Source organism: Streptomyces sp. NPDC021562 (assembly GCF_040640875.1).
In the GTDB taxonomy this organism is placed as follows: Bacteria; Actinomycetota; Actinomycetes; order Streptomycetales; family Streptomycetaceae; genus Streptomyces.
Map to the genome: position 1 here is coordinate 86,697 of NZ_JBFACN010000019.1, position 20,199 is coordinate 106,895.

The following is a 20,199-nucleotide window of genomic DNA, read 5'->3' on the forward strand; positions in this document are numbered from 1 at the left end:
TGGCGTCGGAGCGTGGGGTGGGGCAGGCGGTCGACGGGGCGGGCGGAGCGGGACGCTCGGGTGCCTCAGTCGGCGTTCCACAGGAACCGGTGGGTGTGGATGGAGAAGTAGGGGAAGTTCTCCACGGCTGCGACACCCTCGACGGTCTTGACGACGTCGTTGATGAAGTCCAGGAGGTCGCGCGGCCCGCTGCAGACGACCTCGGTGAAGAGATCGAAGCTCCCGGCGGTCAGGACCGTGTACACGACTTCGTCGCGCCCGGCCAGCTCGTCGGCCACCGCCCGGGGGTCGCCGTCGACGCGCAGGCCGAGGAGCGCCATCGCCTGCCGGCCCTGCGTCATGGGGTCGGTCACGCCGACGACCTGGACCGTCTTGGCGTCGATCAGCCGTTGCAGCCGGAGCCGCGCGGCCGAAGGGGACAGCCCCACCTTGGGTCCCAGGTCGGCGTAGGGAATACGACCGTCGACCTGCAGCTCCCGCAGGATGGCCCGGTCGATCTCGTCCATGAAGCACCTCTCCCTTACGGGAACCACACGCCGGTACAGCGGATACAAGCACGATGCCGGATCAGTACGATCGATTCAAGCGTCAGGACGATCGAATCAATCACCTCGTGCTGCGCTGGAGGGGCTGTACGCCGTCGGGGCGAGCAGGCCCAGGGCCAGCGGACGCAACCCTCTGCTGACACACCGTCGAACCGTGTGCGAAGCTGCGATCACGAGGGAGGGCGGGCCGGTGGGGCGGGAGCGAACGGCGGGCGGGCCACGGCGGCACGGCACGATCGGCGCCGCACAGGCGGCGTCGGCAGTGCTGGTGGTGGGCGGAGCGGCCCTCGGAGCGCTGCTGCTGCGCCCCGACCCGGACCTGCTGGCCAAGGGCCGCGGGCCGCTCGGCGGCAACCCCGTCCTCGTGATCGGCCTCGCCCTGCTGTCGCTCCTGGGCGGCCTGGCGCTGCGCGCGAAGTACCGGGACCAGGTCGGCGCCGCCCGGGAACCGAACCCGGTGGAACAACGGCTGGCCGACGCCGTGAGCCGCGTCCTGATGGCCGCGTCGCTGGTCGTCCCGCTGCTCGTCCTGGTCCTGCACCGGTTCGGCTCGTCGGGCAGCGGCCACGGCGGCGGCCCCGGGCCGTCACCGCTGCCGGACTCGCGGCAGGAACCGTCGCCCACCGCGCCCACCGGACTGCGTTCCGGGCACGCGGGGCACGGCATGCACGTCGGGCTGACGCGCATCCTGCTGGGCCTCGGCATCGCCCTGCTCGTCGTGGTCGTCCTGATCGCCGGGCTGCGGCTGTGGCGGCATCTGACCCGCCCGCCGGCGCCCGAGCTCCGGGCGACGTACGCGACGCTCGGCGACGAGCGGGAACGCCTGGCCCAGGCCGTGGACTCCGGGCGCCGTGCCCTGCTGGACGGAACCGACGCCCGTGCGGCCGTCATCGCCTGCTACGCCGCCATGGAGGAGTCGCTCGCCTACTCCGGCGTGACGCGGCACGCCTCGGACAGCCCGCAGGACCTGCTGGAGCGGGCCGTCGCCGGGGGCCTGCCCGGCAGGGCGGCCGCCGCGGCGCTCACCGCGCTGTTCCGTGAGGCCCGTTACTCCACACACCCGATGGACGGCGGCCACCGCGACCGGGCCGCGGCGGCACTCGCCGAGATCGCCGACGGCCTGCGCTCGCGGACCTCCGGGTCCGGAGCCGTCGCGGGTGCCTCGTGAAGGCGCTCGCCCGGATCCGGGCCCTCGTCAACTCCCTGCCGGTGACACCCGGTTCCGTACGCCACTCGCTGGTCTTCCTCTGTACCGCCGCGGTCGCGGCCGTCGTGTTGCTCGCCCTGGCCGACGGTGCCGCGGCGGCCGCCACCGGCCTCGCCCTCGTCACCGCGGTCGCACTGGCCCTGGGGCGGTATGCCGCGGGCGGCGGCGCCGAGGACAGCGGCTACCGCAGGCCGGTGCGCCTGCTGGCGAGCCGGACCCCGGCGCTCGGCGGGTGGCGGCACCTCGTGTCCAAGACCCTCGCGGCCGACGGGGAGGCACACTTCCCCACGGTCATGCGTCCGCAGTTGCAGCGGCTGTTCGCCGCCCGGCTGGCCGAACGGCACGGCGTGGCGATGTACCGGAACCCCGAGCGGGCCCGGGCGCTGGTCGGACCCGAGCTGTGGCCGTGGATCGATCCCGCGGCGACCGCTCCCGGGCCCATCCTCCCCGAGCCCGTCCTGCGCTTGCTGCTCGACCGTCTGGAATCCCTGTGACCGGCGCTGCCGCGGTCGTCGCCGCGGCCTGCGCATCCCGACCCCGTCTGGTGAGGAACCGACCGTGACCAGCCCGCAGCCCATCCCGGACCACGACACCCTGACTCCCCGACAGGCGGGTGAGAGGGCGGCGGCCGTGCTCGACGAGATCGGCAGGGCCGTGGTCGGCAAGGCCGAGCCGCTGGCGCTGGTGATGCTCGGCATCCTCGCCGGCGGCCATGTCCTCATCGAGGACCTGCCGGGACTCGGCAAGACGCTGCTGGCCCGCTCCTTCGCCACCACGCTCGGCCTGGACTTCCGCCGCATCCAGTTCACCCCGGACCTGCTGCCCTCGGACGTCACCGGAGCTCCGTTCTACGACCAGCGCACCGCCGACATGGTGTTCCGGCCCGGACCGGTCTTCACCCACCTGCTGCTCGCCGACGAGATCAACCGCACCCCGCCCAAGACCCAGGCGGCACTGCTGGAGGCGATGGCCGAGTCCCAGGTCTCCATCGACGGCAGCACCCGGCCGCTGCCGGAGCCCTTCATGGTCGTCGCCACCGCCAACCCCATCGAGTACGAGGGCACGTACACCCTGCCCGAGGCCCAGCTCGACCGGTTCCTGCTGCGGGTCCGCATGGGCTATCTGACGGCGTCCGAGGAGACGCTCATGCTGCGCGCGCGTGTCGACCGGGCGGCATCCGCGGCCGTGCTGCGCACGCTCAGCGGTCCGGGCGAGGTGCTGGCCATGCGGGCCGCCGTCGAACGCGTCGAAGTGGCCGACGACCTGCTGGAGTACGTCGTGTCGCTGGTCCGCGCCACCCGCGCCCACCCGCACGTCCAGGTCGGCGCCTCCCCGCGCGGCGGTCTGGCCCTGGTGCAGCTCGCCCGCGCCCGTGCCGTCCTGGACCTGCGCGACTACGTGACACCGGAGGACGTCAAGTCGGTGGCGGTGCCGGCCCTCGCCCATCGCGTCACCCTCAAGCCGGAGCTGTGGGTCCGGCAGATCGACGGCGACGACGTGCTGCGCGAGATCGTGCAGTCCGTGACCGCACCGCAGACCTTGCCGCGGGCACCGGTCGCGTCATGACGGAGCACCTGCCGGCCCGGCGAGCGGCCGCCGCGGTCCGACGGGCCCTGGTCGGCCGTCACGACGTGACCGCCGAACCCCCGCCACCGCCCCCGCCCGGCCGGCGCGCCGGTGAACGCGCCCTGCGGCTGGGCACGTTGGCCGCTGTCGCGCTGGCCGCCGCACTGGTCACCGGGCGCGCGTGGGTGGTCGCGCTGGCCGCCGCGCCCCTGGTGCTGCTCGCCCTCGCCCTGCCGAGCGGGCCGTACCCCGAGGCGGTGACGGCCGTGCCCGAGGTGGAGCCGCGGCGGTGCTTCGAGGGCGAGCAGGTGAGGGTGCGGATCACCGTGTCCTACGACGGTGGGACCGGCCGTCTGGACCCCGGCGTCACCCTCGGCCACGGGGTTCGGCTCGACCACCTGGCGGTCGGCCCGTACCAGGTGGATCTGCTTATGACCGCGCAGCGTTGGGGTCGCTGGACGCTCGGCACGGTCGACGTCGACGTCTACGACCGCGGCGGGCTGGCCCGGCGCACCGTCCGGGTCGACCTCGGTGAGATCGCCGTCTTCCCACGGCCCGGACCCGCCGGGCTGACGCCCGTACCGGTCCGGCTGCCGCAACGGCTCGGGGAGCACACCGCCGTGCAGCGCGGCGAGGGCGTCGAGGTCACCGGCGTACACCCGTACGTGCGCGGGGAGCGGCAGCGGCGGATCCACTGGCCGGCCACCACCCGTCGCGGCACCCTTCAGGTCCACCAGTTCGCCGCGGAGCGCACCGCCGACACCGTGGTACTGCTGGACGTGCTCACCGACGTGGTCGACCCGGGCACCGGCGCGTCCTCGCTCGACGAGACCTTCCGGACCGCTGCCGGGCTGGTCCGCGCCTACCTGCGCACCCACGACCGGGTCGGCGTGGTGTCGGTCGGTGGAGTGACCCGCTGGCTCCAACCGGGCGGCGGCCAGGGGTACTTCTACCGCATCGTCGACAGTGTGCTGGAGGTCCGCAAGGACCGCGCGTACCGCACGGAGGGACTGAGCCTCCTTCCACCGCCCGCGTTGCCCGAAGGAGCGCTGGTGTACGTCATCACGCCGCTGACCGACCAGCGGATCCTCGGCATCCTGCACCAGGTGCGCGGACGGGCCAACCCGATGGTCGTGATCGAGGTCCCCACCGGCGAGCCGGTCCTGGAACCCGGCGACAGCGAAGGGGAACTCGCGCTTCGGCTGTGGCGGGCGGACCGCGACGCGATGCGCTTCGCCCTCATGGAACGCGGCATCGCGGTCGTCGCCCACCGGCCGGGCGAGACCCTCGACCTCGCCCTCGCGCCGCTGCTGCGCACCCGCATCCACGGGGGGACCCGATGACCACGCCCGCTGCCCGGGCGGCCCGGCCGGGCCCGCGTCCGGGCGACAGCCGAGCCGCCCTGCTCTTCGCACGTCTCACCTCCCGTGTCACCGACCGCCTGCTCGGAACGGCCCTTGCCGTCGCCGCCTGCGACCCGCCGGCCGTCCTGCACGCATCGGTGCTGGTCAGGGTGTTGGTCCTGGGGGCGGCGACGGCGGCGTGGTGGGCCGCTCCGATGGTCGACGCCCGCCCCGTCCTGACCTCCGCGCGCTGGCGGACCCTGGCGGCCCGCCGCAGGACGACCCTGTTGCCGGCGGCGGCGATCGCGGTCGCCGCGGTCAGCGGTCCCCCGGTCTGGCTGGTCGTCTGCATCGCCGCCCTGCTGCCCGCCTACCTGCTCGTCACGGACCCGTGGACAGCCGGTGTCACCGCCCCGCCCGACCACCCGAAGGCGACCCCCGCGCTGGCGTCCGCCGCCGCGACCACGGTGGTCCTGCTCGCCGCCCAGGCACCGGTCGCGGGCACCCCATGGGCACGCCTGCCCGCCTCACTCGCCATCACCACCACCACGATCTGCCTGGTACTGGCGCTGCGGTGGCGCCGCGGTCCGTCCGGCTGACCGCAGACCTCGTGTCCGGGGACGGCCCGCATACCTCCCGGCCCCGGTCCACCCCGACCACCGCGACCGCCTCGCGTGGCGTCTAAGCGCCTGAGGCCGGTACGGGGTGTCGTCGGGCTGATGACGAGTACGGGCGTTGGGTGCGGTTGCCGGGTTGGATGTGTCGTCGTTACGATGACAGTCTCAGCACGAGTGAAGGGGTTCAGGCTGTGCACGAAGATGACCGTGCGCGCTCGGCGGCCGTCGGCCCTGCGTCGTTTCTCGCCGCGTCCGCAGCGTTGGGCATGATGGACGCCGCCGTCCGCACCGCCCGCCACACGCCACCGGACGACACCGGCCAGAGCGACCCCGGGCAAGCACTCGCGGCTCTGATCTTGCTGCGCCACCTGCGCGAAGAGCTCGCGACCTGGGAGAGCGGTCTGATCGAGACCGCACGCGGCGCCGGGGCCACCTGGGCCGATCTGGCGGAGCCGCTCGGCGTGGCGAGCCGGCAGGCGGCCGAGCGTCGTTATCTGCGGCTGCGCCCGGACGCATCGGACGGCACGGCCACCGGGAGCACCAAGGAGGAGCGGGTGCGGGCGACGCGCGACCAACGCGCCGCCGACCGTGCCGTCGTCACCTGGGCCCGCCGGCACGCCACCGATCTGCGCCGCCTCGCCGGACAGATCACCGCCATGGACGATCTCGGCAGCGGCGCCGCCCCGGCCGTCGAGCGCCTGCTGGACGCTCTCGGCGAGGACGACCCGGCCCGGCTCCTTGAACCACTCGGGAAAGTCCGTCCGCACCTTGAGGCCGATCACCCGGGCATCGCCGACCGGATCGGGCAGATCGGTGCTCGCGCCGATCAGTTGCGCGCGGACAGCGGCCGCCGTCGCCGTAGCGGCCGCAGCCGGGAGAGCTGAGCGACGGCGCGACCGGATCACACCCACCACCCTGTGTCCCCCTCGTCGGATTCCCCGAAGGAGAAACCCCCAGTGAGCAGCGGTACCGAGACGCTCGAATTCCAGGCGGAGACCCGCCAGTTGCTACAGCTGGTGATCCATTCGATCTACTCGAACAAGGACATCTTCCTGCGTGAACTGATTTCGAACGCCTCTGACGCACTCGACAAGCTCCGACTGGAATCGCTCACGGACTCCACGCTCGACGTCGACACCTCCGACCTGCACATCACCCTGGAGACCGACCAGGAGCAGCGCACGCTGACCGTGCGCGACAACGGCATCGGCATGACCCGCGACGAGGTCGTGGAGCTGATCGGCACGGTCGCCAAGTCCGGTACGGCCGGACTGCTGGAGAAGATCAAGGAATCCAAGGACGCGGCCGCGGCGCAGAGCCTGATCGGCCAGTTCGGCGTCGGCTTCTACTCGGCGTTCATGGTGGCCGACCGGGTCACCCTGCGCACCCGCCGCGCCGGCACCGACGAAGGCACCCTGTGGGAGTCGCAGGGAGAGGGTACCTACACGGTGCGGTCGATCGAGGGTCTGCCGGTGGGCACCTCGGTCACCCTGCACCTGCGGCCGGCCGACAGCGAGGACGGCCTCGCCGACTACCTGGCAGGGTGGAAGATCCGCCAGATCGTCAAGCAGTACTCGGACTTCATCCGCTGGCCCATCCGCATGGAGAGGGAGCAGGCCGCCGGGGACGGCGAGGACACGGCCGGCGATCCGGAGACGCTGAACTCGATGAAGGCACTGTGGGCACGGCCCCGCAACGAGGTGTCGAAGGACGAGTACAGCGAGTTCTACCAGCAGATCAGCCACGACTGGCAGGCGCCGGCCGAGACCATCCACATGCGCGCCGAGGGTACGTTCGAGTACGAGGCGCTGCTGTTCCTCCCCGCCCAGGCGCCGCTCGACCTGTACTCCCCCGGCGCCAAACCCGGCGTGCAGCTCTACGTGAAGCGCGTGTTCATCATGGACGACTGCGACGCGCTGATGCCGAACTACCTGCGTTTCGTCAAGGGGGTCGTCGACGCCCATGACCTCTCGCTGAACATCTCCCGCGAGATCCTGCAGCACGACCGTCAGATCCAGGGTGTGCGCCGGCACCTGGTCAAGAAGGTACTGCGTGCCGTCAAGGACATGCAGACGAACAACTCCGAGGGCTACGAGGCGTTCTGGGGCCAGTTCGGCAGGGTGCTGAAGGAAGGGCTGATCGAGGACCGCGACAACACCGACGCCCTGCTGGAGCTGGTCTCGGCGGCTTCCACCCACGACCCGGAGAAGACCACCACACTGCGCGAGTACGTCGCGCGGATGAAGGACGGCCAGGAGGCGATCTACTACCTGACGGGCGAGAACCGCGCCGTGGTGGAGAACTCCCCCCACATGGAGGCCTTCCTCGCCAAGGGATACGAGGTCCTCATCCTCACCGACCCGGTGGACGAGATCTGGGCCGCCCAGGTCCCCGCCTTCGACGGTCACCGGTTCCAGTCCATCGCCAAGGGCCAGGTCGACCTCGACCCGACGGACGACGGCGACGCGCAGGCCCAGGCCGACAAGGCGCAGCGCGAGAAGGACTTCGCCGACCTGCTTCCGTGGCTCGAAACGACCCTGTCCGAACACGTCAAGCAGGTCCGTCTCTCCACCAGGCTGACCACCTCGGCCGCGTGCATCGTCGGCGACACCCACGACATCACACCGACCCTGGAGAAGATGTACCGGGCGATGGGCCAGGAACTGCCCCCGTTCAAAAGGATCCTGGAGCTCAATCCCACGCACCCGCTCATCGCCAACCTGCGCCAGGCGCACGCCGCGAACGCCGACGACCCGGCACTCGTCCAGACCGCGGAGCTCATCTACGGCAGCGCGCTGCTCGCCGAAGGCGGCGACCTGCCCGACCCCGCCCGCTTCACCCGCCTCCTGACCGACCGGCTCACGCACAGTCTCTGACGTACAGGGCCGGGAAGGACCAGAAGTGTGCGGGATGGGACCTGGCCCTTCCCGGCCGCCGGTACATGGTCGGCCACCGGGCACCCGGCCCCGATAGGGCCGAACGGCCCCATCCCGCGCCGCGAACAGGGCCGAACGGCCCTTCTTCGCGCCACTGACGGAATGGAAGCGAACTGACGGGGCGTCAAGCACCGTCGACCACCGATTGCTTTACCGTTCCATGACGAGCGCAAAAGGTTCTGCGGACCTTTCACATCCGTAGGTCTCTGCGTGCGGGATCCGATGAACCGGATCAGGAGACGCGGTGCTCGTTTCACAGAAGGCGGCGGGAACTCTCTTTCTTGGCGGTGCGATCAGCATCACCCTCGGCTCTCTCCTCTACCCCTCCCTGCTGGGAGTGCAGAAGGTCGGCAGCGCACCCGCACGGATCATCGCCCACCCGGCGACCGGCCCGCTGACGGAAGCCGACCGGGATTTCGTGGTCAAGGTGCGCTCGGCGGGGCTGTGGGAGTACCCCGTCGGCGAGAAGGCGTTGCGGAAGGGGTCGACGGCGGCGGTCCGCAGCGCCGGGGAGCACCTGGTCGGCGGGGACGCCGCGTTGGACTCCGCCTGTCGCACCGCGGCCGGGCAGTTGGGCATCGCACTGCCCGACCAGCCGTCACCTCAACAGCAGGGCTTCGTGGACCGGCTGAAGGCGGAGAGCGGCAAGCAGTTCGACACGGACCTGGCCACCACGGTGCGCGCGACGAACGGCCAGTTCCTCACCACGATCGCCGGTGTCCGCACCACTACCAGGAACTCGCTGGTCCGCGCTCTGGCCGACCAGGCCAACGACACCGTGCTCGACCACATCACAGCGGTCGAGAAGACCGGTCTCGTCGACTTCGGCCAGGTTCTCGCCCGGCAAACCACCTCGCCCGATCTCGCCGCCCAGGACCTGACCCCTCCGCCCGCGACCCCGGGACTGCCGCAGGTCGTTCTCACGCCGCCGGCGAACAGCACGGTGTCGCCGAGTCCTACGGTGGGGTGAGTTCGGCGTGATCCGTCGTCCGTCGGCGTCGCGCGCGCCCTCGGTCAGCCGCGATCGTGCGCCGGGACGGGCTCGGTGGAGGCCTCGGCCTCCCGGAGTTCGGCGAGGAGGACGTTCTGCCCGTCGAGGAGTTCGGTGAGGATGCGGCGGGCCGCACGCAGCAGGTCGGCGACGTCGCCGCCGGCCAACGCGTAGCGGACGGTGGAGCCCTCCCGGATGGACACCACGATGCCGGACCGGCGCAGGACGGCCAACTGCTGCGAGAGGCTGGACGGCTCGATCTCGATGTCGGCGAGCAAGTCCCGTACCGGAACCGGCCCGTGCTGGAGCAGTTCCAGGACCCTGATCCGGACGGGATGCCCGAGCATACGGAAGAACTCCGCTTTGGCCTGATAGAGGGGGACTTTCATGACCATTCGCTCTCTGCCGGTCGGGTGACGTGGAGTGGGGTCGCCGGGCAGTGCGGCGGTGCCGTGCGGCACCGCCGCGTTGACCTTGTACGGCCGATCCTCGCCGCTCAGGGCCCTGAGCAGGCACGAATTGGGATCATGCTGATGTGGTCACTTGAAGAAGTCTTCACATCATGGGCGCACGAAATCCCGGGCCTGTGGGGCGCCTAGACCTCGAGTTGTTCCTCGACCCGCCTGAGCTGGTGACGGGCCATGGCCAGGTTCGAGCGCTCCTTGTCGAGAACCAGGTACAGGAACAGGCCGTTGCCGCTGCGGCCGGTGATGAGGCGGATGAGGTGATACTGGCTCTCCAGCGTGATCAGGATGTCCTCGATCCGGCTCTTCAGACCCAGCTCCCCCATCGTGCGCACCTTGGCGCGGATCACATCCGTGTTCCCCGCCGCGGCGATGGTCAGATCGAGGTCCTTGCTCCCCCCGAGCGTCCCCAGAGCCATGCCGCTGGTGTAGTCGACTACGGCCGCTCCCAGCGCCCCCTCGGTCCCGGTCATCATTTCCTTCAGTGACACTTCCACACTCGCCATGGCGGCGCCTCCCCTTTGGGTGTCGGTTCGGGAAGGGACCGTAGGCCCGGAGATGCGCCGCCGGTGCACCGTTTCCGAGTCCGACGCGTATTGACCGGGGAATCGCGTGTCCAGTTCGTTTGCGAGGCGGCGACTGAACGGACAGGGAAGCATGCCGACCACCTTGCCGGGCCTGCTGCCAGGGCTCACCCCGCGCGTACCTGCTCGCGCAGGATGTCAGCGTGCCCGCAGTGGTGGGCCAGCTCGCGCAGGACCTGCAGGTAGACCCAGCGCAGCGTCCGCGGGCCGGTCCGGTGGCCGGTCACGACGGCGTCCAGCGGCAGCTCGGCGACCACCGTGCGCGCCGTCGCGCAGGCCTCCCGATGGGCTGCCGTGACGGAGGCGACGGTGTCCTCGTCGGCGAGCCGGAAGGACTCGTCCGGGGTCTGCACCAGGCCGAGCTCCCGGCGGGGCGTGCCGCCGACGCACTCCTCGAACCAGATGCGCTGCATCCAGGTGACGTGTTTGAGCAGCCCGAGCAAGGTCGTCGCCGAGGGGACGAGCCGACGGCGCGCCTGCTCCTCGGTGAGACCGTCGAGGGTCGCCTCGACAGCGCTCCGGTACTCCTCGACGAACGCGTCGAGCTGCGCGCGTTCGCCGTCCAGCGGCACCTCGAACGTGCCCATGGCGATCTCTCCTCGCTGCTGACCTTCGGTTCCCCGGCGGGCTCCCCGGCCTCCGGCTTCTGCTGCACGCTAGGGCGACGACTCCGTGGACGGGCCGGGACGCCGGGTGAAACGCCGCAGGCCCCGGCGCGTGGGCTTGAGGGGCTTGTCCTCGGGAGCCACCGGCCCGTCGCCCGGGGGCAGGGCGGGTTCCGTGGCTGTGACCGCGGCCGGCAAGGAGCCCGTGCCCCGTTCGAGTCGGGCCCGGACGGCCTGGGCCATGGCCTGATGGGACGGTTCCAGCAGCAGGCCGGCCGCGGACAGGTGCTCCCACATGTGCAGCAGTTCCTGCCCTCGGGTGGCGATCTGGCTCTCGTCCCACAGCCGTTGCCAGGCGGCGGTGGCGCGGGCCACCTCGGGTGCCGCCCGGCTGAGGTCGGTACGGCAACGGATGCGCGCCACGGTCAGCGCGAGCATGGTGGAGAGCAGGTAGTCGCCGCGCAGAAAGGCGAGGTACGCCTCGATCGCCCGTGCCTCCAGGGCGAGTTCGTCCTCGGCGCCCCTGCGCAGGGTGAGGTGCTCCCGCAGTGCGCTGGCGAGGACGAACGCGGCGTGCAGTTCCTCGCGTTGCGCGTGCTGGATGATGCGCTCGACGCGTGCGAGCGGAGGAAACGCCGCCTCCTCGGCGGCGGTGCGTTCGGGCCCGGGTGGGAGGTCCTCCTCGTCGCCGATGGTGCGGCTGGAGCCGTCGGGGTACACGCGCAGGCGGGCCACCTGCATCACCGTGCGGTCGATGACGGTGGCCGCGACCGGGGCCCCCAGGGTGCGGGCGAACATGGCGACGGCGTCGAGGATCGCCTCGTTGGGCCGTCGTATGCCGCCCATCTCCAGGAGATGGCCGTTGACCACCGTCGACCCGTCCTCGGCCACATAGGCGTCGAGCCGGATCAGCGGCGGTGCGCTGAGCGCGGGCAGATTTCCCCGGTCGCGAGGTGTCAGTGAGGAGGTCATCCGCTCAGCCTCCGGGTCGGACCACACCGACGATCGGCATGGAGGCGGCCGGGGCGGTGGTGACCGTGCGTCCGGGCCGGGGGGCGTGGACGATCATCCCGTCCCCGATGTACATGCCCACGTGGGTGGCGTCGTAGTAGATGATCAGGTCTCCCGGGCGCGCGGAGGTCAGGCCGACCCGGGGCAGCCCCTGCCACTGCGCCTGCGAGGTACGGGGTATGGGGTGTCCGGCCGCCGCCCAGGCCGTGGAGGTGAGTCCCGAGCAGTCGTACGACGAGGGTCCCACGGCGCCCCACACGTACGGTTTGCCTATCTGCGCCATCGCGAAGGCGACGGCCTTGGCGGCTGCCCCGCTCGGCTTCGTCCCGGCGCCGCCCGAGCCCGTTCCGGTCCCGGCGCCGCCGTCGGAACCGGAGCCGTGCCATCTGGACCTGGCCTGCCGGGCCTGTTCCTGCTCCAACTGGGCGAGTTCGCGGGTCTGTTCCTTCCTGAGTCCGGCCTCGATCTGCTCGGCCTCGGCGATCTTCGCCTCGATCTTCCGCTTCGACTCGGCCTTGTCCGCCCGGCTGTTCCTCAGCTCCCGCAGCTTGTCCGCCGCGTCGTCGGTCTGCCGGGTCAGCTCGGCGCGGGCGGTTTGCTGCGCCTCGGAGACGTTGACCAGATTCCGCATCGCCTGGCGGGCCTGGGCCGCCTCGTTCAGGGCGTCGTCGGGGTGGTCCCCGAGCAGCAACTGGATCCCGGTGGAGTCGAGACTGCCCCCGCGGTACTGCGTGCGGGCCGCCGCACCCGCGAGGTCGTGCAGGTCGGACAGCCGGTCCTCGGTACGGGCCAGGCTCCGGTGCAGCGACGCCAGCCTGCTCTCCTGCCCTGCGGCCTTCTCGTTCGCCGTGTTGTACGCCTCGGTGGCCACCTCGGCCGCGCGGTAGAGGTCGTTCAGTTCGTCGTGGATCTGCTCTATCGACCTGCCGTCTCGGGGGCCGGGTGCGCGAGGGGTCGCGTAACTCGGGCCGGGTAACAGGGCGATCGTGCAGAGGAGGGCTGTCAAGGTGGCTCGGCTCCACAGCCGTCCGCCGCCGGTCGACACGTTGATCAGCTCCATTTTCACAGGTCGCGTGCAGACGGCTCGGACGGACGGCCTGCCCGTCGCCGTGACCAACACGGGCCGTGCGGAGGGTCGTTCGAGCCTCCCTCACATTACCTCCCCATCACCGGATGCCCCTCGTACCCCACCGGTGTTCACCGACCCGACCACGTCTCGTTCACCACAATGAAGAGGTCGCTACCGAGAACGACGTCTCGGTGGGAGACGTCTGGGACTACCTGGCCCACGACGAATGGCAGATCGCTGTGAGCCTGCTGGAGGAGCTCGGGGACGGGCGGCCGTTGCCTCTGGCGTTCTGGGAGCAGCTTGCCGAGGCGGCTGATCGCCTTGGTCTTGAGCGGAGCGCGGCCTGGTGTCACTGGCGGTGCACCGAGGTCCGCAACGGCGTGATCCGGGCGGACCTGACGCTCGCCGCAGAGGCGCGGCGCAGGACGCCGATCCCCGGTCACGGGGTTCTGCGGCCCATGTGGGACATCGGGAACCTGTCACCCACCGGGGACGCCTCCGTGAGTATCGCGGGGCTCTGGGTGGAGGACATGCCCACCCTGGAGCCCGGCGGCCGGGCCACGGTCCGCCTCGTCCCCTTCACGCCCGCTCACTGGACGCACGTCGAAGCCGGCCGGCGGATCACCATGCACGAGGACCGAACGGTGGCCGGCACCGCGGTCGTGCTGGAGGTTCGACCTCCTCGGTGGCGTGCGGATGCCCGGCCGCGTCGCACAGCGTGCTGACGGTGTGGCCGGGCATGGCGCGGTCCCTGTTCCTCCCCTCGTGCACCTACGTGTCGGGGCTACCAGTAGTGGCGTCGGCCGCCGACGGCGTGCCCGACGGACCCGAGGAGGAACAGGATGAGCCCGATGACGAGCAGGATGATCCCGATCGTCCAGAGGAATCCGAGGTGCAGGAGGAATCCGACGATGAGCAGGATGATGCCGAGAGCGATCACGGTGACCTCTTCTCTCCTCGGTCGGCGTACCGGCCGCTGATGGCGGCGCCCGGGTGGGCGTCGATGGTTTCGGATGGTGCGTGTGCGAGCCGGCGCGGGTTCAGGCCGGAGCGTGACGGGTCTGGCCGCCGTCGGAGAGCAGCTCGTCGAACAGGGCGCGGTAGTGCACCATGGCGCTGCGCAGCTGCTCGGTGGTGGCCTGGTGACCCATGCTGAGGGTGTCGATCTCGTGTGCGGCCCGGTAGTGCTCCAGGTTGCGCCCGTGCTCCACCGAGAGGTCCTTCATCTGCTGGTCGAAGCCCTCGGTCGGGTAGCCGCGCGCCTGCATCAACGACGTCACCAGCCGGTCCGCGTCGTGCACCGCGTCTTCCGGACGGTCCACGAACTCCTGCTGCACACCGTCCCAGTCCCGGCTGAAGCGGTCCCGGGCACTGTCCGGCAGCGGCTTGATGTCCAGGTCCGCATGACGCTTCGAGCGCTCACTGAGTTCACGCTCGGCGGCGAGCCTGCTGTCGGCCCCTTCGACCGTCCGCTCGTACTCCGGGCCGAACCGCTCACGGAGCCGCCGGCGCCGCATGAGGAGAGCGACGGCGACCGCGATCAGGGCCAGGACCACGACGACGGGGATGACGATCGCCAGAAGAGTTCCGGTAGACATCGGACAGCCTCCGCCCGACTGAAATGAATCTTCCATAAGCCGTGTACCTGGATAATCCGAAATCATGCCTGGCGGTGCCGATCCCGGATCCTGAGCTGCGGCAGACCGACAGGGATGCGCTGCCGGCGTGGCACTCTCGGGGTGGGGAAACGCCAGGGCACCGGACCTCGCACGGTTGGCGTCGAGGTCCGGTGCCGCTTGGTTTCGGTGTCAGGCCGCCTGGGTCAGTTCGGCCTTGCCGAACAGCAGGGCGAAGCCGGAGGGGAGCTGGGCGATGACACGGGTGATGAGGTCGGGGCCGGCGAGCTGGTTGACGACGGCGAGGACGGTGCCTGCGTCCCAGCGCGCGGTGGCCTGGGTGCCACCCGTGTGGGTGGCCAGGTCCTTCACGAAGCCCCAGCCGGTGAGCCGCTGCGCGGCGGGGATCTGAGCGGTGAAGATCCGGGCCGCTTCGAAGGGCAGCCGAGCGGCCAGTTCGACGCGTTCGTCGCCGGTGAGCTGTCGGCCCAGCGCGGCCAGCACGTGGCGGACGGCCTCCTCGGCCCGTTCACGGGTGGGGTACGCGCCTTCGTAGCGCACCCTCTCCAGCATCTGCTGGTACGTCATGGCCGGAACGGGCCGGGTCGGTCGGGACTCGGGGAACATCGGGGGCCGGATTGCCTTTCCTGAGGGGATGCTGATCGTGTTCCGAGGGAGCTGCGCAGGACGCGGCATCTGAGTGTGCCGGCGACGTCGGTCAGCCGCTGATCTCCGTGCGCCCGGTGTCGGCCGAGCCGATCTCGATCTTGCGGGGCTTGGCACGCTCGGCGATGGGGATCCGCAGGGTCAGGACACCCGCGTCGTAGTCGGCCTTGATGTGGTCGACGTCGAGCGTGTCGGCCAGGACGACCTGGCGGGAGAAGACGCCCAGCGGCCGCTCGGACAGCTCCAGCTGCACGGTGTCGGCCTTCGCGACCGGGCGGCGCTCCGCCTTCACGGTCAGCATGTTCCGTTCGACGTCGATGTCGATCGCGTCCGGCGAGACACCGGGCAGGTCCAGGGCGATCACGTACTCGTCGCCCTCCCGGTAGGCGTCCATGGGCATCATGGCGGGCCGCGACCAGGTGCCGGACGTGCCGAAGAGCTGCTGGGTGAGACGGTCCAGCTCACGGAACGGATCGGTGCGCATCAACATGGTTGAACACCTCCAAAGTGCTTGGGCGGAACTGCCAATGCGCTCTGACTCCGTTGTAACATGTCATCGAAACGATGACAAGCAAGGTGTCGTCGAAAGGGTGACACGTCCGACGAAGGAGATCGCATGTCCGCTGCTGCCGCTCAGCCCCCTCGACCCGACCAGAGCGGCCCGGGCGGGGGCCACCGGCCTGGCCCCGCCTCCTTTCTCGCCGCGGCCGCCGCCCTGCGCTCCATCGACCGGGCCCTGCACGTCGCCCACACCGCGCCGGACGACGAGCCCCCCGGCACCGGCCCTGCTCCCGAGCAGGTCCTGGCCTCCCTCCTGCTGCTGCGCGAGGTACGCGAACAACTCGCGGGGTGGGAGACGGACCTGATCGAATCGGCCCGGGAAGCCGGCGCCAGCTGGGCCGACCTCGCGGCCCCTCTGGGCGTCGCCAGCCGTCAGGCAGCGGAGCGCCGCTACCTGCGGCTGCGTCCCGGAGCCGCGGGCACCACCGGCGAGGAGCGCGTACGGGCCACGCGCGACCGTCGCGCCGGAGACCGCTCCGTCACCGCGTGGGCCCGCGACAACGCCGCCGACCTGCGGCGGCTCGCCGGCCAGATCACGACGCTCACCGACCTTCCCGCCGCGGCCCGTCCCTTCGTCCGCCGCATCGACGCCGCTCTCGCCGCCGACGACGCCGCCCGCCTCATCCCTCCCCTCACCGAGGCCGAACCCCACCTGCGTGCCGCCCGCCCGGACCTCGCCGCCCGCATCGACAGCATCACCGGCCACACCGAACGACTGCGCGAGGACAGCACCAGACGACGCCAGAATTCCTGACCTGCGACCACACGCCGTCCGCTGCGACGTGCCCGGACCGGAGCCAAGGTTCGGCGCTCGTCAGCCGTACCGCCGCAGCAGTCCGGCCACGTACGCCTCCAGCCGTTCCCGCAGCACGTCGGACGTCAGATCGTCCCGCCCCAGGCCACGCCAGGGACCGGCCAGCTTCGCCGCGTCGGGGCAGTAGTGCAGGGCGTCGAGCAGCCGCCAGTACAGGTGGTCGGGGTCGGCGGCGAGGCCGCGGCCGCCTTGTGCCTCGTAACGCTCGCGGAAGGCCAGCCCGTGCTCCGGCCCGTGCAGCAGCGCGAGCGCGGTCGAGCAGTGCGCCACGTCCAGGTCGGCAGGTCCCCACGAGGTCTCGACCCAGTCCACGACGCCGGTGATCCGCAGCTCGGGGCCGGCCCCGGCGAAGAGCACGTTCCCCGGGTGGAAGTCGCGGTGCAGAAAGCAGCCTTCGTACGGCGGCGGGTCCCGGCGGATCGCGTTCACGGCCCGCTCCCACAGGGGGCCGTCCGGGGTGCGGACGTGTTCCGGGGGCGTCCATGCCTGGTACGTACGTGGCCTTTCGGCCGGTACGACGCCGTGGACGCGGACCAGTTGGGCCGCGAGCAGATCCAGGCGCCGGTCGAGGTCGTCTCCGTCCACGCGGACCCGGCCCGGCAGAGCGGACATCAACAGGGTGGGGTGATCGCAGTGTTCGGCCGTGGCGTCCACGGCGACGAGACCGGGCGCGGGAATGCCTTCCTGCCCGGCGAGCAGGGTCAGGACGGATGCCTCGCGGGCCAGCAGCCCTGGTGCTGCCCGCCGGAAGAACGGCTTCACGAAGGTCCGTTGCACCAGCTCCGTGCCGTCGTCGAGGGTGAGCCGGCGCATCTGGGAGCTCCAGCCACCGGCCAGGGGGCGGGAGTCGGTGACCGAACGGCCCTGGCCGAGCTGCTTGGCCACCCAGGCGCGCGTGGCCGTCCAGCCACGGTCGCCGAGGCCGGTGAGCATCGCCGTCACGAACTCCCGCCGGTCCTCGGCGTGCTCGCGGAGCCACTTGCCCACCTGGTGCTGTGCGCCCGGAAGGTCGAGGCGCGTGTACTGGGCGCGTGCGGCCAGCGCGTCCTGTACGGCCTCGGTCACCGCGGGCGGGATCACCGCGTCCGTGCCGGGAACGGCGAGCACCGCCCGCCCCTCGTACGCCCGTAGGACCTCGAGCGCGGGCGCCGTGCGCCAGCTGTCCGGCTGCCGGATGATGGCGCTGAACCGGCCGTTCCCGTCCCCGAAGGGCACGTCCCACGCCTCGGCGGTGTACACGGCGGGCGCGCACAGGCCGAGCGCGGCCACCCGGTCCCCGTAGTGCCGGACGAGATCCGCCACGGTCTGCCCGCTCATGCTGAATCCCACCAGCGCCAGCGGTCCGTCCGCCCCCGCGTACGCGTCGATCACCGCCACGGCCTGCTCGAACCGCCGCCGGAGGCTCAACTCGCCGAGCGAGCCCGTGCTGTGCCCGTGGCCGGAGAAGTCGAAGGCGATACCCCGGCAGCCGTGGGCCACGAACTCCCGTACCAGCGGCAGCAGTCGTTCCCTGCTGCTGGTGCCGGCGCCGTGCATCACCACGGCGGTGACTGCGGACGGTGCACCCCCGTAGGCACCGCTGAGCCGTTCGCCGTCGTGGTCGTGCGTGAAGTCGAGGAGCATGCCGACAGTATCCGGCCCGGCGCGCGTCACACGCCCTGGAGAACCCGGTCGAGTGCCGCCCGGCCGGCAGGTCCCCAGTGCGGCTTGCCGCCGGGCAGGCCCCGGTCTCCGGCCTGCCCCATGAGCATCAGGAAGAGGCTCTTCATCGCCGCGAGTCCGCGGGCTCGCCGGATGGCCGCCTCGTCCGCCCGCGCGTACCGGGCGAAGAACCGTGCGGCCGTGCCCGCCGGCAGCAGCACCCACGCGGCGGCGAGGTCCCATGCCGGGTCGCCGGCGAACAAGTCACCGAAGTCGACGATCCCCGAGAGCGTCCCGTCCGAGACGACCACGTTCGCGGGGTGGAGGTCGCCGTGCACCCACATCCGCGGGCCCGCCCACGCCTCGGCCGCCACGGCGTCGTCCCAGACGGCGCGGACGTCGGCCGCGTCGTCGGGGGCAACGGCCCTGAGCATGTTCTCGAAGCCGTCGGTGCGGTCCCCGGGATGGCCGCCCCGGTCCGTGGCGACCGGTGCCTCGGTGGGCGCCTCCACATGGAGCGCCCGCAGGAAGCCCGCCAGTGTGTCGGCCGCGTGGGGGCCGCGGCTGATCGAGCCGTGGTCCAGCGGCTCGCCGGGGACCCACGTCATCACGGTCCAGTGTTTGGGGAAACGCTCGGACGGTGCGCCGAACCGCACCGGAGTCGGCACCGGGAGCGGAAGGCGCGGAGCGAGCACGGGCAGCCACCGCCGCTCCTTGAGCTGGGCGTCCGGGGAGGGGTCCATGCGCTGCATGCGCACGGCCAACTCGTCCCCGAGCCGCCACATCTGGTTGCCCCAGCCGCCCACCACTTCACGGATGGCCAGCCCGGCCAGATCCGGATGTTGCTCCCGCAGCAGGTCGCGTACCAGGTCCCCGGTGATCTCGGTCTCGGTGTCGGTCATGCGAAGGCACAGTACTTCGGTTCGGGGCGGTCGGGGCTAGGGATCGTTCGTCTGCTGTTCGGAGAGCTTGGAGAGCTTGCGTACCCGTGCGGTGGCGTCCTTGGCCCGGCGCCGGGCTTCGCGCACCGCCCGCTCCGCGTCCCCTGCGCGGTCGCGGGCCTCCCGGGCGGCGTCCTGGGCCCGTCGCTGTTCCCGTCGAGCGTCCTGAAGCCGCCGGGTGAGCTCACCGACGCGCTGCTCGGCCTGCTGCTCCCCCGCCTCCGCCCGTCGTCCCTCCTCTTCGACGGCGGCCAGCTCGCCCTCCCGCGCGTGGAGTTCCCGCTCGGCGTCCGCGGCCTGCTGCCGGGCCCGGTCGAGGCGCGCTTGCTGCTCCTGGCGACGGGCGCGCGCGGCGTCCAGATCGGCCACCTCCTTGGCCGGCCGGGTGCGGCGGCGGGGAGTCGGCGCCGGTTCGGGCCCGTGCAAGGGCGTCGGGGAGGGCGCGTGCAAGGGCGTGGGGAAGCCGGCGGGGAGGCTCAGCGGTCTCGTCAGCTGTCCCATGGCCCACTGTGCGGCTGTCTCGGGGTCGGCGAGCACCGCCAGCAGGGTGTTTTGGACCTCCTGGCGGACATCGTCGCTGATGCGCTGCCCGGCCTCGGCCGCCAGCCGGCCGGCCTGCCGGGCCAGGGCGAAGGTCAGCTGGTGCTGCTGCGCCGACAGCTCCCGAAGCTGTCCGCCGTCCAGATCCCGGTGGGCCTGCCGCAGCGCCTCACCGAGCCGGAGCAGCCGCTCGGCCTCCTCCGGCTGCTCCCGCACGAGCAGATTGCTCGCCCACGCCGCCAGGGTCGGGCGGCGCAGCCGGCGGATCCGTTCGGCCAGCTGCCGGTCGCCGTCCGCCCGCGCGGTCCTCGCCCGCTCGTCCCGGACGGCTGTGAAGTCACCCGGGGCCAGGCGGTACAGCTCGTCGACGACAGCGTCCAGATCCACCCGCGCCTCCCGCGCCTCCCAGCACCGCCGCCCCTCCCACCGGGGATCTTGTCACCGTTCGTACTCCCGGGTACGGACGCCGCGCCGCACGGGTC

General features: G+C 71.7%; 23 protein-coding genes. 10 read left to right on the forward strand and 13 right to left on the reverse strand.

The window, feature by feature from the left end:
- Positions 1 to 65: 65 nt before the first annotated feature.
- The gene (locus AB0G52_RS27695; RefSeq protein WP_361339688.1) at positions 66 to 506 is read right to left on the reverse strand and encodes an Lrp/AsnC family transcriptional regulator; all 441 of its coding nucleotides are present in this window, start codon (positions 504 to 506) and stop codon (positions 66 to 68) included.
- Positions 507 to 735: 229 nt separating this feature from the next.
- Between AB0G52_RS27695 and AB0G52_RS27700 the strand changes: the two genes are divergently transcribed.
- The 8 genes from AB0G52_RS27700 (at position 736) to AB0G52_RS27735 (ending at position 9,184) form a co-directional block, all read left to right on the forward strand.
- Positions 736 to 1,713: a DUF4129 domain-containing protein gene (locus AB0G52_RS27700; RefSeq protein WP_361339691.1), complete on the forward strand. Its 978-nt coding sequence runs from the start codon at positions 736 to 738 to the stop codon at positions 1,711 to 1,713.
- Entirely contained in the window at positions 1,710 to 2,246 is a 537-nt protein-coding gene (locus tag AB0G52_RS27705; RefSeq protein WP_132891049.1) for a hypothetical protein, read from the forward strand. Before AB0G52_RS27700 ends, AB0G52_RS27705 begins: the two co-directional genes overlap by 4 nt.
- 64 nt (positions 2,247 to 2,310) lie before the next feature.
- Positions 2,311 to 3,318 (forward strand): MoxR family ATPase, encoded by a 1,008-nt coding sequence (locus tag AB0G52_RS27710; RefSeq protein ID WP_361339694.1) that lies wholly within the window; start codon positions 2,311 to 2,313, stop codon positions 3,316 to 3,318.
- Positions 3,315 to 4,661, forward strand: a complete 1,347-nt coding sequence (locus AB0G52_RS27715) for a DUF58 domain-containing protein (protein WP_132891050.1) — start codon at positions 3,315 to 3,317, stop codon at positions 4,659 to 4,661. Before AB0G52_RS27710 ends, AB0G52_RS27715 begins: the two co-directional genes overlap by 4 nt.
- Positions 4,658 to 5,260, forward strand: a complete 603-nt coding sequence (locus AB0G52_RS27720) for a hypothetical protein (RefSeq protein ID WP_361339697.1) — start codon at positions 4,658 to 4,660, stop codon at positions 5,258 to 5,260. Before AB0G52_RS27715 ends, AB0G52_RS27720 begins: the two co-directional genes overlap by 4 nt.
- Before the next feature lie 209 nt (positions 5,261 to 5,469).
- Positions 5,470 to 6,162, forward strand: coding sequence for a type III effector protein (locus tag AB0G52_RS27725; RefSeq protein ID WP_361339700.1), 693 nt, complete (start codon positions 5,470 to 5,472; stop codon positions 6,160 to 6,162).
- 72 nt (positions 6,163 to 6,234) lie between these two features.
- Positions 6,235 to 8,154: a molecular chaperone HtpG gene (gene htpG, locus AB0G52_RS27730; RefSeq protein WP_132891053.1), complete on the forward strand. Its 1,920-nt coding sequence runs from the start codon at positions 6,235 to 6,237 to the stop codon at positions 8,152 to 8,154.
- Between the two features lie 304 nt (positions 8,155 to 8,458).
- Complete coding sequence (locus AB0G52_RS27735; RefSeq protein ID WP_132891054.1) at positions 8,459 to 9,184, forward strand: DUF4142 domain-containing protein; 726 nt, start codon at positions 8,459 to 8,461, stop codon at positions 9,182 to 9,184.
- Positions 9,185 to 9,228: 44 nt separating this feature from the next.
- Here AB0G52_RS27735 and AB0G52_RS27740 read toward each other — a convergent pair whose 3' ends face one another.
- From AB0G52_RS27740 to AB0G52_RS27760, 5 genes are all read right to left on the reverse strand, one after another.
- Entirely contained in the window at positions 9,229 to 9,594 is a 366-nt protein-coding gene (locus tag AB0G52_RS27740; protein WP_132891055.1) for a metalloregulator ArsR/SmtB family transcription factor, read from the reverse strand.
- Between the two features lie 206 nt (positions 9,595 to 9,800).
- Positions 9,801 to 10,175: a hypothetical protein gene (locus tag AB0G52_RS27745; protein WP_132891056.1), complete on the reverse strand. Its 375-nt coding sequence runs from the start codon at positions 10,173 to 10,175 to the stop codon at positions 9,801 to 9,803.
- A 185-nt stretch (positions 10,176 to 10,360) separates the two neighbouring features.
- Positions 10,361 to 10,840: a DinB family protein gene (locus AB0G52_RS27750; RefSeq protein WP_361339705.1), complete on the reverse strand. Its 480-nt coding sequence runs from the start codon at positions 10,838 to 10,840 to the stop codon at positions 10,361 to 10,363.
- 69 nt (positions 10,841 to 10,909) lie between these two features.
- The gene (locus tag AB0G52_RS27755; RefSeq protein ID WP_132891058.1) at positions 10,910 to 11,830 is read right to left on the reverse strand and encodes a hypothetical protein; all 921 of its coding nucleotides are present in this window, start codon (positions 11,828 to 11,830) and stop codon (positions 10,910 to 10,912) included.
- 4 nt (positions 11,831 to 11,834) lie between these two features.
- Positions 11,835 to 12,929 (reverse strand): C40 family peptidase, encoded by a 1,095-nt coding sequence (locus AB0G52_RS27760; protein ID WP_132891059.1) that lies wholly within the window; start codon positions 12,927 to 12,929, stop codon positions 11,835 to 11,837.
- Positions 12,930 to 13,042: 113 nt separating this feature from the next.
- Here AB0G52_RS27760 and AB0G52_RS27765 point away from each other — a divergent pair, with 113 nt between their 5' ends.
- Positions 13,043 to 13,663: a hypothetical protein gene (locus tag AB0G52_RS27765; RefSeq protein WP_361339709.1), complete on the forward strand. Its 621-nt coding sequence runs from the start codon at positions 13,043 to 13,045 to the stop codon at positions 13,661 to 13,663.
- 59 nt (positions 13,664 to 13,722) lie between these two features.
- Here AB0G52_RS27765 and AB0G52_RS27770 read toward each other — a convergent pair whose 3' ends face one another.
- From AB0G52_RS27770 to AB0G52_RS27785, 4 genes are all read right to left on the reverse strand, one after another.
- Positions 13,723 to 13,878 (reverse strand): DUF6131 family protein, encoded by a 156-nt coding sequence (locus tag AB0G52_RS27770; protein WP_165939457.1) that lies wholly within the window; start codon positions 13,876 to 13,878, stop codon positions 13,723 to 13,725.
- Between the two features lie 100 nt (positions 13,879 to 13,978).
- Positions 13,979 to 14,536: a hypothetical protein gene (locus tag AB0G52_RS27775; RefSeq protein ID WP_361339712.1), complete on the reverse strand. Its 558-nt coding sequence runs from the start codon at positions 14,534 to 14,536 to the stop codon at positions 13,979 to 13,981.
- Positions 14,537 to 14,746: 210 nt separating this feature from the next.
- A complete protein-coding gene (locus tag AB0G52_RS27780; protein WP_358981998.1) occupies positions 14,747 to 15,142 on the reverse strand; it encodes a DUF2267 domain-containing protein in 396 nt (131 codons plus the stop codon).
- Positions 15,143 to 15,272: 130 nt separating this feature from the next.
- On the reverse strand, positions 15,273 to 15,710 hold the full coding sequence (locus AB0G52_RS27785) for an Hsp20/alpha crystallin family protein (protein ID WP_132891062.1): 438 nt from the start codon (positions 15,708 to 15,710) through the stop codon (positions 15,273 to 15,275).
- 126 nt (positions 15,711 to 15,836) lie between these two features.
- Here AB0G52_RS27785 and AB0G52_RS27790 point away from each other — a divergent pair, with 126 nt between their 5' ends.
- Complete coding sequence (locus AB0G52_RS27790; protein ID WP_132891063.1) at positions 15,837 to 16,535, forward strand: type III effector protein; 699 nt, start codon at positions 15,837 to 15,839, stop codon at positions 16,533 to 16,535.
- A gap of 60 nt (positions 16,536 to 16,595) precedes the next feature.
- On the opposite strand, the gene AB0G52_RS27795 is transcribed toward AB0G52_RS27790, so the two are convergent.
- The 3 genes from AB0G52_RS27795 to AB0G52_RS27805 are packed head-to-tail and all read right to left on the reverse strand — an operon-like array spanning position 16,596 to position 20,104.
- Positions 16,596 to 18,218: an alpha/beta fold hydrolase gene (locus AB0G52_RS27795; protein WP_361339716.1), complete on the reverse strand. Its 1,623-nt coding sequence runs from the start codon at positions 18,216 to 18,218 to the stop codon at positions 16,596 to 16,598.
- Positions 18,219 to 18,244: 26 nt separating this feature from the next.
- A complete protein-coding gene (locus AB0G52_RS27800; protein ID WP_132891065.1) occupies positions 18,245 to 19,138 on the reverse strand; it encodes an aminoglycoside phosphotransferase family protein in 894 nt (297 codons plus the stop codon).
- Positions 19,139 to 19,174: 36 nt separating this feature from the next.
- Positions 19,175 to 20,104, reverse strand: a complete 930-nt coding sequence (locus AB0G52_RS27805; protein ID WP_361339719.1) for a hypothetical protein — start codon at positions 20,102 to 20,104, stop codon at positions 19,175 to 19,177.
- Between the last annotated feature and the right edge of the window lie 95 nt (positions 20,105 to 20,199).

What these genes read in the sequence shown, in the direction of transcription:
- AB0G52_RS27695 (WP_361339688.1), bottom strand. Translation starts at nt 506, where the DNA reads ATGGACGAGATCGACCGGGCCATCCTGCGGGAGCTGCAGGTCGACGGT.
- AB0G52_RS27715 (WP_132891050.1), top strand. Translation starts at nt 3,315, where the DNA reads ATGACGGAGCACCTGCCGGCCCGGCGAGCGGCCGCCGCGGTCCGACGG.
- AB0G52_RS27720 (WP_361339697.1), top strand. Translation starts at nt 4,658, where the DNA reads ATGACCACGCCCGCTGCCCGGGCGGCCCGGCCGGGCCCGCGTCCGGGC.
- AB0G52_RS27740 (WP_132891055.1), bottom strand. Translation starts at nt 9,594, where the DNA reads ATGAAAGTCCCCCTCTATCAGGCCAAAGCGGAGTTCTTCCGTATGCTC.
- AB0G52_RS27745 (WP_132891056.1), bottom strand. Translation starts at nt 10,175, where the DNA reads ATGGCGAGTGTGGAAGTGTCACTGAAGGAAATGATGACCGGGACCGAG.
- AB0G52_RS27750 (WP_361339705.1), bottom strand. Translation starts at nt 10,840, where the DNA reads ATGGGCACGTTCGAGGTGCCGCTGGACGGCGAACGCGCGCAGCTCGAC.
- AB0G52_RS27755 (WP_132891058.1), bottom strand. Translation starts at nt 11,830, where the DNA reads ATGACCTCCTCACTGACACCTCGCGACCGGGGAAATCTGCCCGCGCTC.
- AB0G52_RS27760 (WP_132891059.1), bottom strand. Translation starts at nt 12,929, where the DNA reads ATGGAGCTGATCAACGTGTCGACCGGCGGCGGACGGCTGTGGAGCCGA.
- AB0G52_RS27765 (WP_361339709.1), top strand. Translation starts at nt 13,043, where the DNA reads ATGCCCCTCGTACCCCACCGGTGTTCACCGACCCGACCACGTCTCGTT.
- AB0G52_RS27775 (WP_361339712.1), bottom strand. Translation starts at nt 14,536, where the DNA reads ATGTCTACCGGAACTCTTCTGGCGATCGTCATCCCCGTCGTCGTGGTC.
- AB0G52_RS27780 (WP_358981998.1), bottom strand. Translation starts at nt 15,142, where the DNA reads ATGACGTACCAGCAGATGCTGGAGAGGGTGCGCTACGAAGGCGCGTAC.
- AB0G52_RS27785 (WP_132891062.1), bottom strand. Translation starts at nt 15,710, where the DNA reads ATGTTGATGCGCACCGATCCGTTCCGTGAGCTGGACCGTCTCACCCAG.
- AB0G52_RS27790 (WP_132891063.1), top strand. Translation starts at nt 15,837, where the DNA reads ATGTCCGCTGCTGCCGCTCAGCCCCCTCGACCCGACCAGAGCGGCCCG.
- AB0G52_RS27795 (WP_361339716.1), bottom strand. Translation starts at nt 18,218, where the DNA reads ATGCTCCTCGACTTCACGCACGACCACGACGGCGAACGGCTCAGCGGT.
- AB0G52_RS27800 (WP_132891065.1), bottom strand. Translation starts at nt 19,138, where the DNA reads ATGACCGACACCGAGACCGAGATCACCGGGGACCTGGTACGCGACCTG.